12 protein-coding genes, 1 tRNA gene and 1 rRNA gene are annotated in these 15,858 nt (G+C 55.6%); 9 read left to right on the top strand and 5 right to left on the bottom strand.

All coding sequences use genetic code 11. From position 1 onward, the window contains the following. Window positions 1-3: 3 nt before the first annotated feature. Complete coding sequence (locus GX839_03665) at window positions 4-2,025, top strand: glycoside hydrolase family 13 protein (protein NLB04558.1); 2,022 nt, start codon at window positions 4-6, stop codon at window positions 2,023-2,025. On the opposite strand, the gene GX839_03660 is transcribed toward GX839_03665, so the two are convergent. From GX839_03660 to GX839_03650, 3 genes are read right to left on the bottom strand one after another with little or no spacing between them, the layout of a single operon-like run. Continuing rightward, window positions 2,022-3,272, bottom strand: a complete 1,251-nt coding sequence (locus GX839_03660; GenBank protein NLB04557.1) for a 6-phosphofructokinase — start codon at window positions 3,270-3,272, stop codon at window positions 2,022-2,024. The two genes, GX839_03665 and GX839_03660, sit on opposite strands and share 4 nt — an antisense overlap. A gap of 21 nt (window positions 3,273-3,293) precedes the next feature. Then, the gene (locus tag GX839_03655; protein ID NLB04556.1) at window positions 3,294-5,027 is read right to left on the bottom strand and encodes a hypothetical protein; all 1,734 of its coding nucleotides are present in this window, start codon (window positions 5,025-5,027) and stop codon (window positions 3,294-3,296) included. A gap of 13 nt (window positions 5,028-5,040) precedes the next feature. Next, window positions 5,041-5,799, bottom strand: coding sequence for an ABC transporter ATP-binding protein (locus GX839_03650; protein ID NLB04555.1), 759 nt, complete (start codon window positions 5,797-5,799; stop codon window positions 5,041-5,043). Between the two features lie 180 nt (window positions 5,800-5,979). Between GX839_03650 and GX839_03645 the strand changes: the two genes are divergently transcribed. The 7 genes from GX839_03645 (at window position 5,980) to GX839_03615 (ending at window position 12,024) form a co-directional block, all read left to right on the top strand. After that, window positions 5,980-6,062, top strand: a tRNA-Leu gene (locus tag GX839_03645). Between the two features lie 153 nt (window positions 6,063-6,215). Continuing rightward, the gene (locus GX839_03640) at window positions 6,216-7,436 is read left to right on the top strand and encodes a hypothetical protein (protein NLB04554.1); all 1,221 of its coding nucleotides are present in this window, start codon (window positions 6,216-6,218) and stop codon (window positions 7,434-7,436) included. Continuing rightward, window positions 7,433-8,803, top strand: coding sequence for a hypothetical protein (locus GX839_03635; protein NLB04553.1), 1,371 nt, complete (start codon window positions 7,433-7,435; stop codon window positions 8,801-8,803). The genes GX839_03640 and GX839_03635 overlap by 4 nt, the downstream gene beginning before the upstream one ends. Before the next feature lie 56 nt (window positions 8,804-8,859). Beyond that, entirely contained in the window at window positions 8,860-9,546 is a 687-nt protein-coding gene (locus tag GX839_03630) for a YggS family pyridoxal phosphate-dependent enzyme (GenBank protein ID NLB04552.1), read from the top strand. A 160-nt stretch (window positions 9,547-9,706) separates the two neighbouring features. Then, complete coding sequence (locus GX839_03625; protein ID NLB04551.1) at window positions 9,707-10,228, top strand: cell division protein SepF; 522 nt, start codon at window positions 9,707-9,709, stop codon at window positions 10,226-10,228. Window position 10,229: 1 nt separating this feature from the next. Next, window positions 10,230-11,072, top strand: coding sequence for a type II pantothenate kinase (coaW, locus tag GX839_03620; protein ID NLB04550.1), 843 nt, complete (start codon window positions 10,230-10,232; stop codon window positions 11,070-11,072). A 151-nt stretch (window positions 11,073-11,223) separates the two neighbouring features. Beyond that, window positions 11,224-12,024 (top strand): hypothetical protein, encoded by an 801-nt coding sequence (locus GX839_03615; protein ID NLB04549.1) that lies wholly within the window; start codon window positions 11,224-11,226, stop codon window positions 12,022-12,024. Between the two features lie 336 nt (window positions 12,025-12,360). Here GX839_03615 and gltA read toward each other — a convergent pair whose 3' ends face one another. Together gltA and GX839_03605 are read right to left on the bottom strand one after the other, a co-directional pair. Then, complete coding sequence (gltA, locus tag GX839_03610; GenBank protein NLB04548.1) at window positions 12,361-13,770, bottom strand: NADPH-dependent glutamate synthase; 1,410 nt, start codon at window positions 13,768-13,770, stop codon at window positions 12,361-12,363. Beyond that, window positions 13,763-14,629, bottom strand: a complete 867-nt coding sequence (locus GX839_03605) for a sulfide/dihydroorotate dehydrogenase-like FAD/NAD-binding protein (protein NLB04547.1) — start codon at window positions 14,627-14,629, stop codon at window positions 13,763-13,765. Before GX839_03605 ends, gltA begins: the two co-directional genes overlap by 8 nt. 461 nt (window positions 14,630-15,090) lie before the next feature. On the opposite strand from GX839_03605, the gene GX839_03600 reads away from it, so the two are divergent. Then, window positions 15,091-15,858: ribosomal RNA gene (locus GX839_03600) — 16S ribosomal RNA — on the top strand; the annotation flags it as partial.

The raw sequence follows: 15,858 nt of genomic DNA, 5'->3' as shown, positions 1-15,858 counted from the left end.
CCCTTGCTGACCATCAGGCACGATGTCACCTCGCCCCGCTACCGTTCACCGTCAGGCCCGGTGCCTTGCGGAAGCCTGGTTACCTTCAGGGCGGCTCTGGGGGATGATTCCGCCCAAATCGATTCAGTCCGGCTTTTCTATGCTCACGGTTTGCGGGAGTTTCATCAAAGTTACCAGCGCATGGAAGAAGAGTCCTGCCAGGATGATTCCGCCTGGTTCAAATGTCAAGTACAGATGGATGAGGAACCGGGTCTCTTTTTCTACTGGTTTGAAGTGCGCTTGCGTGATGGCCGTTATCGGTGGGGCTTCCCGGATCAGGCCTCCCAGGGAACACGGGCGGAAACCCTGGACGGCAGTCCCTCTTTTTCCCTTGACGGTTCAAGTCCCATCCCGGGCTTTCAGCTGACGGTGCATGCAGGCGACTTTGTGACGCCTGACTGGATGAAGGGGGCGGTTATCTACCAGATCTTTCCCGACCGGTTCAGCCGGGGCAGCCGTTTTGACCGGGCCCGCGCACAGGAATTGATGCAGCGGCCGGAAAGGATCTGGCACAGCGACTGGAGAGAGGAAGTCGATTTCAAGGGCAAAGCCCCGCAAGGCTACCAGGCTTGCGATTTTTTCGGCGGAACCCTGGAGGGAATCGTGGAACAGCTTCCCTATCTGGCCTCCATGGGGGTGACGGTTCTTTACCTCAACCCGGTCTTTGAAGCCCAGTCCAATCACCGCTATGATACCGGCGATTATTTGACCGTTGATCCCCTCCTTGGCACCAATGACGACCTGATCCGGCTTTTCAAGGAAGCCGGAGGGCTTGGCATCCAGGTCATCCTGGACGGTGTCTTCAGCCATACCGGGGCAGACAGCCTCTACTTCAACCGCTACGGCCGCTACCCTTCGGCCGGGGCCTGGCAGGAAATGAGGGACGGGATCCCTTCCGATTTTACTTCCTGGTACCGCTTCGCCGGTGACTCTGAAATCAAGCGTTATCGGGAGGAGGGGGATTGTGAAAGCGCAACCGGGGAAGAGCCCCTGCTTTACGAGTGCTGGTGGGATTTTCACTGCCTGCCCAATGTCAATGAGGAAGACCTGTCGTACCGCCGCTTCATTTGCGGCCCTGATGGAGTTCTGGCCTATTGGATTCGCCGGGGATGTGCCGGATTCAGGCTGGATGTTTCGGATGAGCTCCCTGATTCTTTCCTGAGACTGCTGCGGAAGCGCATTAAACAGGAACGCCCTGACGCCTTTATCCTGGGGGAAGTCTGGGAGGAACCGACCGCGAAGATCAGCTACGGACATCACCGGGATTTTTTGTTTGGCAACACACACGATGCGGTGATGGGCTACACTTTCAGGCGGCAGGTGCTGGCTTTCCTTCAGAACAAGATCAAGGCGGAGCAAGTGGCTGACGCCTTCGAAAATACTCTCGCCGTCACCCCCAAGGAAGCTCTCTATACCCAGATGAACCTCCTGGGCAGCCATGATACCAGCCGGATTATCACGGAGCTTGCCGGGCGGCCCATGCCTGCCGGCAGGGAGGAGCAGGCCAGGCTTTCCCTGACCGGTGAGGAGCGCAAACGGGGTGAACGTATGCTCATACTTGCCTCTTTATTCCAGATCGCCTTTCCCGGTGCCATGGCCGTCTATTACGGGGATGAGCTGGGCATGGAAGGTTACGATGATCCCTTCAACCGGAGAACTTACCCCTGGGAGGCAAAGGGCGGCCCGCCTGAAAGCAGGCTGAGGGAACAGCTCGCCTCCATCATGCGTTTGAAGAGCCGAACACCTGTGCTGAAAACAGGCTTGTTCGAAATTGTCAGCGCCAGGGAGGGAGCCATTTTGTTACGCCGGTATAAGGACGGCGGGCTGGACGCTTTCGGAAAACCGATTGCAGGTCCCTCACAAGCCTGGATCGCCATCAACCGCGCTGACGGGACAGCCGCTTTTCCCGCGCAGACCGGCATCGGGCCTTTGGGACCGGAAAGCGGCGCCGTCTACCTGGATGGTGAAAGGGTTTTTTCTTTCTAGACGCCCGGGCGGGCGGGAATCTTCTTCAACAGGGCAAAGCGGGGCAGGCCCTCTTCATGGATCTGATGCGGTTCTCCCCCGATAAGAGGAAGCGCGTAATCGATGAAATCCCGGGTGACTCCATTGCCTTCTTCATTGATCCAGGTCAGAGGGACCATTTTCTCCCGGTTGGCGACTTCCTCCAAAGGCACTTGAATGATCTCGCATCGATAAGCTCCATGGCCGGGGCGGGCATAGCCCATCATGACGCCGCTGGCGCCTTCCATGGCCGCTTTTACTCCGGTACGCCCGGCGAGGAGTGCTTCCTCAATATCGACTCCCGAAGCACAGTGGGCAGCCGACCGCTGCAGGAGAGAAAACTCAATTCCTCTTACCTTCACCCCCAATTCCCCGGCAAGGAGATCGGCCAGCAGGGCAGCAGTACCGCCCAGCTGCTTGTGGCCGAAGGCATCAGTCGCCCGGCTTGACAGCTGTTCGGCAACCAGGCGCCCGTCCGCTGTCATGATGCCTTCCGACACGCTGATCAGGACAACATTCTTTTGCCTTAGGACCTGACGGGCATCTGCCAGCATCTTTTCCTGATCAAAGGCCACTTCCGGCAAATAGACCAAATCAGGACCCCGGCCGATAACTCCCGCGAGCGCAGAGGCTCCGGCAAGCCAGCCTGCGTGACGTCCCATGCATTCAAAGACGACCGCCATGGGGGTCTTGTAGGAGTGGGTATCATGCCAGACCTCGGCGATTGAGGTGGCGATGTAGCGGGCGGCTGAGCCGTATCCCGGACAGTGATCGGTCCCGAAAAGGTCATTGTCAACTGTCTTGGGGATGCCGATCACGCGGCAGTCGTAATCTTTGCTTTGCAGGTAACGTGAAACCTTGGAGCAGGTGTCCATGGAATCGTTGCCGCCATTGTAGAAAAAATACCGGATGTCGTACTTACGGAGGATTTCGAGAATTCTTTCGAAATCTCCGTCATCGGCCTGTGGATCCTCCAGCTTGTAGCGGCAGGTGCCCAGAATGGAGGAGGGCGTGCCGCACAGCAGTTCGAGCTCTCTTCGGTCCTCCTTTGAGAGATCAAAGAGATCGTCATGGAGGATACCCTCAATGCCGTGATGCATGCCGAAGACCCGGGGGATCAACCCGGGGTGTTCCAATGCTTCCAGGATTACGCCCGCAGCGCTGGCGTTGATCACTGAAGTTGGCCCGCCCGACTGTCCAAAAATGAGGTTTCCTTTAAGTGCCGTCATAATTGCCTCCAAAGATCACGTCTAAATGTCAATGGCCCGGAAAAGCCTGCCTGCCCGCTTCACGACGAGGAAGCTTATCCAAATTGAAAAGATCAAAGCGAAAAGGAAAATGCTGACAGCCGTGACAGCTGAACGGCCGCCGGACAGGCGCAGGACCAGGAAACTGAAGCCGGTGAGCAATCCAAGGTAGGCAAACATGCCCAGACTGGTCACCAGGGCGCCTTTCGTATTTTTTACGGCCTGGATTTCGTTGGTCCAATCAAGGAGGGGAAAGACCATGTCTGTGTAGAAACCTGTCATCTGGACCAGATAGGCATTGAGCCAGGCCGTGAAGAAAACAATCAGGCCGAAAAACCAGGAGGCAGAGAGAAAGACCGTCAGTCCAAGGGTGAGAATCAGCCATATCAAAGTCATGGTGGTCATGCCGGGTGTGAGCCAGGCCAGCACCTGGGTACGGATCGGAACAGGCATCAGCTTCGAATAGGCGAAAAGTGAACCCTGCCGGGATAAGGAGGAAGCTGACATCATATTGGTACCGGAAAAAAAAGCGGCCAGACCCGAGACGATCAGGACCAAAAGCCAGCTGAATTTTTCCCAAAGGCCGGAGGCGACCCAGCTTCTTGCCATTGCGATCAGGGAGGCACCCTCCAGCGCTGACTTTTCCAAATTGACCAGCGTGACGGCCAGGATGCCGATCATCATGGCAGGGAAGAGGGTGGCACCCAGGATGGTCTGAGTGAAGAAGGCGGGGGTACGCAGGAGCAGCTTCCATTCTTTGCTGACAATGGCCCGGTAGGCGCTTCTCGGGGTCAAGGCCCGTACTTGCTGTTCAGGGCTCAGTTCCCTGTGCCGTCTGGCGCCGGCCTTCAAACCCAGGACACCGGGCAGGTAGAGCTTGTTTGCCAGAAGCAGGAGCAGGGCCAGGGCGGCAGCATTCAACGCCAGCGCAGCCGACCCGTACAAAAGCGTTTGCCAGGAACCGGCACGGACCAGCATGCCGACCCCGAAAGCCGAGGAGGGCAGGAAACGCAGGGCACCCTGGAGGAAGGGGGGAATGCCGCCGGGAGCCACCACAGAGTAACCGGGTATCTGGTCACTCATATTTTTCATGTTGATCACGACGGAGAAGACGATGGCGATCAGGATGGCCAAGACGGAAGTGACCATCTGGAAGCGGTCCTTGTCGCGCGCAAATTTTGTGTAGCGCATCAGGACCATGACGAGGATGGTGATCAGGGCGAAGGGGGCCAGCATGATGAAGAACATGAAGGGGACAAGCTGGACAAAATACGGCCAGGGCCTGGCCGTCATGACTCCGTGGGTGATCAGGGCAGGCAAAAAAGCAAGGGTGGGGAAAAGAGTGACGGGGATGAAAGCCTGGGTCATCTTGCCTGCGATGATCACCGAGGGCTTGACAGGTAAAACCAGCAGGATTTCCAGGCTGCTTTCATGATAGAGGGTGGGGATGGCCTGCAGGATACCGAAGAGCAGGATCAGTATGGGCGCTCCGACCGCCGCCATGTGAATGAATCCATCCAGGTTGCCGGTTTTGATGGCTGCCTGCGTAATTCCGATCCCGTACATGACCGAATAAAAAGATAAGAGGAGGACAATGAAAAGGTAGAGCGCGATTGAAGTGCCCCTGGAAACTGTCTTAGTCTTTTTCCTCTTTCTTGAACCCAGGCCGAATCCGCGGTTGAAGCTTCCGATCATCTCGCTCAGGAGGGGCCTCATGAGGATGAAATACTGTTTCACCTGGTCCTCCCTCCTAAAGGCTGAAGCTCTCTGTCATTCCCTCACTGCCGCTATCATTGACCAGGCGGAGGAAGAGCGACTCCAATGAGCTGTCTTCGGCATAGCGTTCTTTCAATTCACTCATGGTGCCGACAAACAGCAGTTTGCCCCTGTCGATGACACTCAGCCGGTCACAGACTCTTTCGGCTACCTCCAGCACATGGGTCGAAAACAAAACAGTTTTGCCGGCGTCGGCGTGTTCCCTCATCAGCTGTTTCAGCTGGAAAGAGGAGGCGGGGTCCAGGCCAGTCATGGGTTCGTCAAGGAGCCAGGTTTCAGGGTCGTGTAAAAGGGCTCCGGTCAGGATCAGCTTTTGCTTCATGCCGTGGGAATAGGTCCGGATCATCTGATTCAAGACATCCTGGATGCCGAAACGCCGGGTTAAATCGCGGACGCGCTCTTCCCGGTCTTTTTTGTCCACCCCGTAGATGTCCGCGATGAAGCGGAGATATTCAATGCCTTTCAATCGCAGGAAGGTATCCGGATTATCGGGGACGAAAGCAAAGAGCCGCTTGGCTTCAAGGGGATCCTGTTCGATGTCGTGACCGTTGACAGTGATGGACCCCTGATCAAGCGACAGCAAACCTGTAATCAGTTTCAAGGTAGTGGTTTTACCCGCGCCGTTGGGCCCCAGGAAGCCAAATATCTCACCGTCACGGATATCCAGCGTCAGGTTATCGACAGCCTTGTGGATCCCGTCATAGCTTTTGCTCACATTTTTCAATTGGATCATTTTCTGCCACTTCATCCCTCTCCGGTCTCCGGCTGTTCCTCCATGCCGGACACACGTATCCAGTATAGGAAAAAGGACTGCCAAATTCAATGAAAGTGCTGCCTGCGCTGCTTCCTCCAAGTTGACAAGGCCGGCGGGGTTTGACATAATGGCTTGGCCGGCGCTCCGCCGGCCATAGAGGCGGCCATGGCGGAATTGGCATACGCGCACGTTTGAGGGGCGTGTGGGAGACCGTACGAGTTCGAGTCTCGTTGGCCGCACCAACTGACAGCCACTTGTCCTTCCGGTCTGGACCGGAAAGGCAAGTGGTTTTTTAGTACAATGTTGCGGGGAGGATTTGTCCTTTGATTGACCGCTATTCATGGTATGGGGCGCATGGCATCAGCAGGGAGGTTTTTGATCTCTCGGAGGCCGCCATGCAAAAAACGAAAGGCGTCATGGGGCGCATCGACCAGGTTCGCGAGAAACGGCAGCTGGAGATGCTGGCGGCATTCGTGGACACGGGAGTATCCGAAAGCGCCTTTTCCTCCAAGACTGGCTATGGCTACGATGACGCGGGCAGGGATCAGCTTGAAGCGGTTTTTGCCAGGGCTTTCAGGGCTGAAGATGCCCTGGTCCGGCTCCAGTTCAGTTCGGGCACCCAGGTCCTTGCCACTTGCCTGCGGGCACTTCTTTCTCCGGCTGACGAGATGCTGATTGCAACGGGCAGGCCCTATGATTCCCTGCTCCCGACCTTGGGACAGGTTCAGGGTGCCGCGGAAAAACCTGTCTTCCGCCAAAGCTTGACGGCCCGGGGTGTTCTGATCCGCCAGGCCGACCTGCTGCCGGACGGGGAGCCTGATCTTGACAGCATCCGCTCCATGGTTGGGCCGGCGACACGTCTCGTCCATGTGCAAAAGTCCAGAGGCTACTCCAAGAGGCGCGCCTTGCTGAATGAGGACATCCGGCAGATTGCGGAAGCAGTCAAAGAGGTCAATGACCGAGCCATAATTTTTGTAGACCACTGCTACTCGGAATTTGTCGAAATGGCGGAACCTCTCGAATTCGGGGCTGATCTGATCGCCGGATCCCTGATTAAAAATCCTGGTTCAGGCATTGCCCCCGGGGGGGGCTACGTGGCGGGCCGGGCCGATCTGATTGAGGAGGTCAGCCAGGCCATGACAGCGGTGGGTGTAGGCCGGCATGTGGGGCCCTCTTTCGGCCTGACCCGGCTGCTCCTGCAAGGACTCTACCTGGCACCGGCCGTGGTTGCCTCAGCCATGCAAGGTGCCGTGCACCTAGCCGCTCTTTTCAGTCTGGCAGGCTATGAGACAGCCCCCCTGCCCGACGGGGAACGCGGTGACATCGTCCAGCTGGTCAGCCTCAAGTCCCGGGCAAAACTGGAAGCCTTTTGCCGGGCCATTCAATCGGCTTCCCCCATTGATTCATTTGTCACCCCTATCGCTGCGCCCATGCCGGGCTATGACTGTGACATCATCATGGCCTCGGGATCCTTCATTCAGGGTTCGACCATCGAACTGTCCGCTGACGGCCCCGTCAGGTTTCCTTTTGATGTTTTTGTTCAGGGGGGCCTGAACTTCGAGCAGGCCAGGCTGGGCGCCATGAAGGCACTTGAAGGAGTGCGGAATGTTCAGTGAGCCAGCCAGTGTTTAACAACAGGAAACGCCAGGGCGGCGCCGGTCAAATGACCGATGAACTCGGGGTCAGGCGTGCTGGCCTGGAGAGGCGGAGGCGGGCAGTGCATCTGGCCCTCGCCCTCCTCGTTATTGCGACAGTTTCCTACGCGGTCTGGTCCATCCTTTTTGTGTTGACCGGAAGAAGCGAGGCAGTTCGCCTTTCTTTCATCAGGCGCGGCTCAATTGATCTGACAGCAAGCTGCCCGCTGATCTTTTTGGACAATGGCACGGCGGTGCTGTCTCCCGCCGGAGGCCTGCTTGTCCCCCTGCTCGCAGATGGGCAGCGGGCCGCCAAAGGTGAAACGCTGGCTTTGATCGTTGCGCCTGATAAGGAAGAGGTGGCCGGCCTTTTCAAAAATTCCATGGAAAAGTATCGGGCCAGGCTGTTTGTGGCAGGCGGATTTGCAGATCCGGCCCGTTTCCAATCGCCCCGTTCCCCCGCAGACAGTCGCTTGCGCAATGCCATCCGCGCCCTGGCTGATCTGGGCGGAAAACCCGACCTCAGGCCGCTCGGCAGCAGCCTGGAGCGAATAAGGCATGAGTTTAACGGGGCCGGTCTCGAGGCAGCGCTCTTTGCCGGGGAAGATGAGGAACTGTCGCAGTATGCCTTGGAATGCGAGGCGCTTCTTGAGCACTTGAAAGCCGACCCGCGCACTTTGATACTTCGGGCGCCCGAAGCGGGTGAAGTGCATTTTTCGATGACAGAACTGCCTCCTCTGGACCCCATCTGGGAGGAAATGCGCCTTGAGATGGAGGCGGTGCCTCTGCGCTGGGTTCACACGCGCAACAAGCAGAATGACCGGCGTTTCATGCAGGTAAGTCAGGGAGAGATCATTGCCGGCATCCGCCGCTTCAGCGGCCTGAAAGCTGCCTTTTATCTGGACCATGAGACCGCGGAGGCTCTTTCCATCAAAAAAGGTCAGCGGGTCGACCTGTCCGATCCGTCCGGAGGACTTGATCTTGGAGGATGTATGGTAGAGAGGGTGGAAAAAACCGGCCCCGGCCAGCTCTATCTGCTCAGCTGTGATGGACCGGCCTGCTCTTCCCCGCGTCATGCGGCTCTGGCCGAAGTCCTGTTGGTTGTCGGCCGGACAAGCGGTTTGCGCGTGCCGGTGGCCAGCCTGCTCGATTACGACAGGGAGACTCAAAGCGCCGGCCTGAGACGTATCAAGGGAGGCATGACGGAGACCATTGAAGTGAAGGTCACGGCCGCGGATGAAAGCCATGCCCTGATTCTTTCCAAAGAAGGAGAGGAGAGGCCGCTGGTCGAGGCCGATCTGTACGTGGTCAACCCCTGGTCCATCGGGGACGGGCAGCTGATTGACTAGAAAGGGAGAAGTCTGTGAACCGGAGGATTGAGATCAATGAGGACAGATCGCAGACCATCGGCAGGAACCTGGAGGAATTGATCCAATCAATCCGGCTGACGGCGCTTGAGGCAGGCCGTGACCCCGATTCAGTCCGCCTGGTTGCCGTCACCAAAAATTTCCCCGCTTCGGATGTCGAAGCTGCTTTCCATCACGGGCAGCGGGTATTTGGAGAAAACAGAGCGCAGGAACTTGTTGCCAAGGCCTCTGAGCTTGATTCCGGGGTCGACTGTGAATGGCATATGATCGGGACACTTCAGACCAACAAGGTCAAATACCTGACCGGTCTGGTCTCACTGATCCATTCCGTCGACAGCCTGCGTTTGCTTGAAACCATCCAGCGCCGGGCCGAGCGGATGGCACTGGTCCAGGATGTGCTTTTGCAGGTCAATGTGTCGGGAGAAGACAGCAAACACGGCTTTTCACCTTCAAAGATGGATCTTGTCCTCCAGGAGCGGGGGAATCTGTCCCATGTCAGGATCAGGGGACTGATGACCATGGCCCCGTTTTTTGATGACCCCGAGCGGGCCAGGCCTGTCTTTGCCCAGCTCCGGCTCCTGAGGGACCAGCTGTCGGAACGCCACGGCATGCCCCAGCTGGCCGAATTGTCCATGGGCATGACCGCTGACTACAAACAGGCCATCGCGGAAGGCGCGACCATTGTCAGGATCGGCAGCGCCATTTTTGGGCAGCGTACCCCATAAACTGTTGATCATAACAAGATGATGACAGACCGGTGACAGTTTGCCGCCTTGATTGAAAGCGCCCTTCCTTGTCTTTATAATGAGTGAACAAACGCAAGGCGTTTCAACAGGCCTGTCTTCATTTCATTCAGAGCCGACCGGCGGGGCCAGGGAGAGAGTGATGAGCAATTTTTTGAATAAACTGTTCGGTAGAACGGACGACGACTACGACGATTACACCGGCCTGGATACCTACGAATCTTACCCGGGCGAAGAGTCCCTTTCCGGCGAACGCGCTGTGCCACGCGAGATGAGACAGAAACGGTCCAGTGAACGCACGGTGCCCTTCCCGGGCACCAAACAGGGTGTGGATAATACGGTTGTCCTGGTGGAGGCTTTTGACATTGATACAGCCTGGCCCGTCTGCGACCATGTCAAACAGGGCAGAACCGTTATTTGCAACACAGAACGTCTGTCGCCGGATATCCGAACCCGTTTCCAGGATATCGTATCCGGTTCTGCTTATGCCATTGGCGGCCTGCTCCAAGCCGTTTCCCAATTTATCTTTGTCTTTGCCCCTGCGACAACCCGCATCGATTTTGATGACGGCCGCCTGGCCTTCAGTTCGCTTCGCAATGCCAGCCGTGAGCCGGCCATGTCAAGACTGAGAGGCGACCGCGACCCGGCACACCATGTGCGCTGAAATGGAGAAGATTGCGGTATCCCGCGGCCGGATCCTGATCGGCCTGGATGTGGGGGGCAGCATCACGAAAATTGTGGGTTTGGGGAAGGGCATCCAGCTTCGCGAAGCCCGGGTCCAAGCCAATGATCCCATCGCCTCCGCTTACGGCGCCCTGGGGAAATTCCTGACACTGAACGATCTTCGCATTGACCAGATTGAATCCATTCACGCGACAGGTGTCGGCGCATCTTACCTGGATGGCAGATTGATGGAATGTGAAACCGTCCTGGTGCCGGAATTTGATGCCGTCGGCCTGGGCGGCCTCTATGCAGCTTGTCTGGACCGGGCTATTGTGGTCAGTATGGGAACGGGGACATCTATTGTTTACGCTGACCGCAGCGAAATCCGCCACATTATCGGCTCAGGGGTTGGCGGAGGCACCCTGCTGGGACTGGCTCAGGTCATTCTAAATGTCCGGGATTTTGACAGTGTGGGGGAACTGGCCGACAAGGGTGATCTCCGGAGGATCGATTTAACCGTGGGCGATATTTCCCGCTATGAAATACCGGGACTTTCAAATGATACCACCGCCTCCAACTTCGGCAAAGTCGGTGATCAGGCCACACCAAACGATCTGGCCATGGGCATTGTCAATCTGGTCTTCCAGTCGGTGGGAACGGATGCCGTCCTTGCCGCCAAACTTGAAAAGGTTGAAAAAATTGTCTTTACAGGGAATTTGCTTCATCTCGACAAGGGCCGCCATGTTCTTGCCGATTTTTCCCAGCTCTATTCCGTTGATATCTTAATTCCCGAGCGGGCCGAATACGCAACGGCGCTCGGTGCAGCCCTCTATAAGGCGCACTGACAACAAAAAGCGCCAGGGGTGAGGAGTATTTTGTTCGTCATTCCAGTAAGTAGCGTTACTGTAATAATCTAAAATGCCGAGCAGAGCGCAACAACAGGAAATCACGAGAGCATTAAAAGAGAAAAAAGAATAACATAAAAGAGTAAAGTCCATGCAAATAAAGCTTTACAAGGCACTTTATCGGAATTTGATAAGCTATGCCTCAGTAGCAGGTGTTGATGAATCTGCCTTACAGAAGTATTTTATTCCGGAAGGAAATACCAGTTCTAATAGTATTCTTTTTCGTCTATGTTCATCTTTACAGAATAGTGGCATGATGCGTAACTCCATAAAGTTTAACGATAAGGATACCAGGTATAGAGATATCGTCAAAAAGGTGCTGTTTGGTTTTAACACAGAGAAGTCAGCAGCTACATACTCTGATTGGGAAAGCATCTACAACGCCATGCTTGCCGGCGGTATTACGGATAACGGCAGCAAAGAAAAGAAAGAATCGAACTGGGAAAAATACTGCCGTGGTCTTTATGACGGTTTGCGATTCTTGGCCTATGGTAATGGCGAGAGGATAATAAAAGATCTTGTGGCCGTTTCAGCACTGACAGATCAAGAACTCAAAGAGATCTACACAATTTCGAATCAAATACACGGTCTCGGTTTTCCGCTAACTTGCGATTGGCTGAAAGAGTGTGGCTGCACATGGCTTGCAAAACCGGATGTCCACATCAGTAGAGTTGTCAAGTATCTGAAATCCGATGAGAAGTTCAAGGATAAAGACATACTCATGATGATGTTCTCATGGGCCGAAACTGTAAAATCAAGCGGCGAGGATATGGGTGCCACAGCATATAAAATTGACAAAATAATCTGGCTCTTGTGTACCGGTGAGTTTTACCTTGATGATAGACGAGTAGGCCGGGAAGCAATATACAGAGAAATTGATGCCTTAATATAAAAAAAAGCCTTGACAGCACCTATTGTTATACAAGAGTTTCTTATTCCGGGAATTTCACTTCCAGAGCAGCAGTGCATTGTAGATGAAATACAAGCGGAAATAGAGAATCAAGAGTAGAATAAGGCCGAGATAGCCGGTTAGAGGAATCAGATTGACGAAGTAATTATTCAATCAATTTCAGTGTAAAACAGAAGACCACACAAAAGGTTTGTCCTTCGGTGTGGTCTTCTGTTTAGCTCCACCTGAAGAATTCCGGTTAAAAATTCTCTTGTAAAAAGAATCCCTAATTGGCCTAGCCTTTGAGCGGTGCTTTTTGCCTGCACTTTATTCTCTTCTTCAAGCCTTGGATTTGATGTAGCGATCAATCGACTCGGCCGCCGTCTTGCCCGCGCCCATGGCCAGGATGACCGTGGCAGCGCCCGTGACTGCGTCGCCGCCTGCCCAGACCCCTTCCTTGGAAGTGGCCAGTGTTTCTTCATCAACGACGACGCCGCCCCAGGGTTTGCATTGAAGGTCGGGAGTCGTATCGCGCAAGAGAGGGTTGGGTGATTGCCCGATGGCGACGATGACCGTATCCAGATCGATGTTGAATTCGGAATCCGGGATGGGTACCGGCCGCCTGCGGCCGGAATCGTCGGGTTCGCCCAGCTCCATCCTGATGCAGCGGATGCCTGTGACCCAGCCTTCTTCATTGCCCAGGATCTCAACGGGGTTGGCCAGTAGACGGAATTCAATGCCCTCTTCCTTGGCGTGCTCAACTTCTTCATGCCTGGCCGGCAGTTCCTCTTCGGAACGGCGGTAGATGATGTAGACCTTGTCGGCTCCCAGCCTGAGGGAGGAACGGGCGGCATCCATGGCGACATTGCCGCCCCCGATCACGGCAACCCGCTTGCCGATGTTGATGGGGGTCGCTGAATCGGGCCAGCGCCAGGCCTGCATCAGATTGACACGGGTCAAAAACTCGTTGGCCGAGTAGACCTGGTTGAGGTTTTCACCCGGGATATTCATGAAACCCGGAAGTCCCGCCCCCGTTCCGATGAAAACCGCCTCAAAACCCTCTTTGCCGAGCAGTTCGTCCAGGGTCAGAACCTTGCCGATGACCATGTCGCACTCAATTTTGACACCCAGTTCTTTCAGCTGCTGGATTTCAGTCTGAACCAGGCTTTTGGGCAGACGGAACTCAGGGATACCGTACATGAGCACGCCGCCGGCCACATGCAGGGATTCGAAGATGGTCACCTGGTAGCCCAGCCTGGCCAGATCGCCGGCACAGGCCAGGCCTGCGGGGCCTGAACCGATGATGGCTACTTTGCGGCCGTTTGATTCCGGTTTTACGGGCGCTTCGCCAACGTGCTCGAAATGCCAATCGGCGGCAAAGCGCTCCAGGCGTCCAATCCCCACCGGTTCACCCTTGATGCCCCTGACGCAAACCAGTTCGCACTGGCTTTCCTGCGGACAGACACGGCCGCAGACAGCGGGCAGGCTGTTGGTCTCAATGATGGTCTGGTAGGCGCCTTCGAAATCGCCGCTGACAATACGATTGATGAAATCCGGTATCTGAACGTTGACGGGGCAGCCGCCGATGCAGGGCTTGTGCTTGCACTGCAGGCAGCGTGTCGCCTCCTCCATGGCCATCTCAGCCGTGTAGCCCAGGGCCACTTCGTCATAATTGCGGTTGCGGACATCCGGATCCTGCTCAGGCATTTCAGTTTTTTCGGGTTTCATGTTCGGCTTGTACTTAGCCATGGCGCACCTCCCCGGTCAAACGGCAGCGGTGAAGCTTCAGTTCTTCTTCACGGTCGAAGGCTTCCTGTTCCAGGTAGGCCCTGGACCTGCGGATCGATTCGTCAAAATCAACTTGATGGCCGTCAAAGTCAGGCCCGTCGACGCAGGCAAATTTCACCTGGCCATCTACAGTCAACCTGCAGCAGCCGCACATGCCGGTGCCATCGACCATGATGGTATTCATGCTGACAATGGTCTTGATTCCGTGGGATCGGGTCAGATTGGCAACTGCCCGCATCATGACCAGGGGACCGATGGCCAGGACCAGGTCAAAATGAGCGCCCTCCTTGATCAGGTCCTCCAGCACATGCGTCACAAAACCTTTGCGGCCACTGGATCCGTCATCCGTGATCAGGTGGAAGCGATCGGAAACGGCTTTCATTTCCTTCTCAAGGATGATCAGGTCCCGGGTTCGGAAACCGGCGATCACATCGATTTGGGCCCCGATTTGATGCAGGTAGGCAGCCTGCGGATAAGCGATGGCCATGCCAAGTCCGCCTCCGATGACCGCGACCCGCTTGCCGGCGTATTCATCAAGCTCTGAAGGCTTGCCGAGCGGACCGACGAAGCTGGCCAGCGTGTCGCCGACTTGTTTGTCACCCAGGCGTATGGTGGATTTCCCCACCATTTGGAAGATGATTCGGACAGAGCCGCTTTCCGGATCTGTTCCCGCGATGGTGAGAGGCACACGCTCGCCCTCCTCATCGACTCTGAATATAATGAATTGCCCCGGCAGCGCCTTGCGAGCAATCAGCGGGGCCTCAATGTCCATCAGGACTGTTTCGCTGTTAAGCTGCTCACGCGCTAGAATCTTGTTCAAAGCACATGCTCCTTCCCATAACTTGCGTCCCGGCAGCGGTCATGTGCGGCCGGTCAGCCTGTAATTACCTTAAAGAGAATACCATAAGGGCAGGGGATTGAGCAGGGTCCGGGAATCTATTTTTGCCAATCGAACTGGTACGCCCGGACCGCCTGTGATATAATATGGGTCGGGAAAGCCTGGCGGAAAGCAAAAGAGCGAAATGGAAATTTGCTCGAATGCTGAGCCAAAGTGCAGTGCCAGTGGGCATTTCAAGCTCGCTGCAGTTGATTTTGTTTCCTGAGATTGTTGGGTGTAACAGCGGTTGACAAGGTTGTGAATGGCTGTTATTCTAGCAAGGCGCCTTTCGGGAGGAAGGTGCGGTTGGACCTTGAAAATTGAACAGTGCGAAAAAGACGGGACCTTGATTTTGAATTGAGGTTTAGCGGACAGTGAAGTAATAAAGAGCCAAAGGGCTCTCATTTATACATGAGAGTTTGATCCTGGCTCAGGATGAACGCTGGCGGCGTGCTTAACACATGCAAGTCGAACGGGGGTCATTTGACGGAAGTCTTCGGACGGAAGTGATTTGACTCGAGTGGCGGACGGGTGAGTAACACGTGAGTAACCTGCCTTTTGCTGGGGAATAACTGTGGGAAACCATGGCTAATACCGCATGTTGTATCCACAAGGCATCTTGTGGGTATGAAAGGAGCAATCCGGCAGAAGATGGGCTCGCGTCCGATTAGGTAGTTGGTGGGGTAAAGGCCTACCAAGCCTGCGATCGGTAGCCGGACTGAGAGGTCGAACGGCCACATTGGGACTGAGACACGGCCCAGACTCCTACGGGAGGCAGCAGTGGGGAATTTTGGGCAATGGGGGCAACCCTGACCCAGCGACGCCGCGTGAAGGACGAAGGCCTTCGGGTTGTAAACTTCTTTGGGGAGGGACGAAGATGACGGTACCTCCAGAACAAGCCACGGCTAACTACGTGCCAGCAGCCGCGGTAATACGTAGGTGGCAAGCGTTATCCGGATTTACTGGGTGTAAAGGGCGCGCAGGCGGTCTTGCAAGTCAGATGTGAAAGATCAAGGCTTAACTTTGACAGGTCATCTGAAACTGCGGGACTTGAGTATCAGAGGGGAAAGTGGAATTCCTGGTGGAGCGGTAAAATGCGCAGAGATCAGGAGGAACACCGGTGGCGAAGGCGACTTTCTGGCTGACAACTGACGCTGAGGCGCGAAAGCGTG

Origin of the sequence: Fastidiosipila sp. (assembly GCA_012511175.1) — a bacterium.
In the GTDB taxonomy this organism is placed as follows: domain Bacteria; phylum Bacillota; class Clostridia; order Saccharofermentanales; family DTU023; genus UBA4923.
Note: the sequence above shows the minus strand (reverse complement) of the source record. Positions and strands in the feature narration are given on the sequence as shown.

Coding starts and splice junctions, on each gene's coding strand:
- GX839_03615 (NLB04549.1), top strand. CDS start 11,224: ATGCAAATAAAGCTTTACAAGGCACTTTATCGGAATTTGATAAGCTAT.
- coaW (NLB04550.1), top strand. CDS start 10,230: ATGGAGAAGATTGCGGTATCCCGCGGCCGGATCCTGATCGGCCTGGAT.
- GX839_03650 (NLB04555.1), bottom strand. CDS start 5,799: ATGATCCAATTGAAAAATGTGAGCAAAAGCTATGACGGGATCCACAAG.
- gltA (NLB04548.1), bottom strand. CDS start 13,770: ATGGCTAAGTACAAGCCGAACATGAAACCCGAAAAAACTGAAATGCCT.
- GX839_03640 (NLB04554.1), top strand. CDS start 6,216: ATGCAAAAAACGAAAGGCGTCATGGGGCGCATCGACCAGGTTCGCGAG.
- GX839_03660 (NLB04557.1), bottom strand. CDS start 3,272: ATGACGGCACTTAAAGGAAACCTCATTTTTGGACAGTCGGGCGGGCCA.
- GX839_03625 (NLB04551.1), top strand. CDS start 9,707: ATGAGCAATTTTTTGAATAAACTGTTCGGTAGAACGGACGACGACTAC.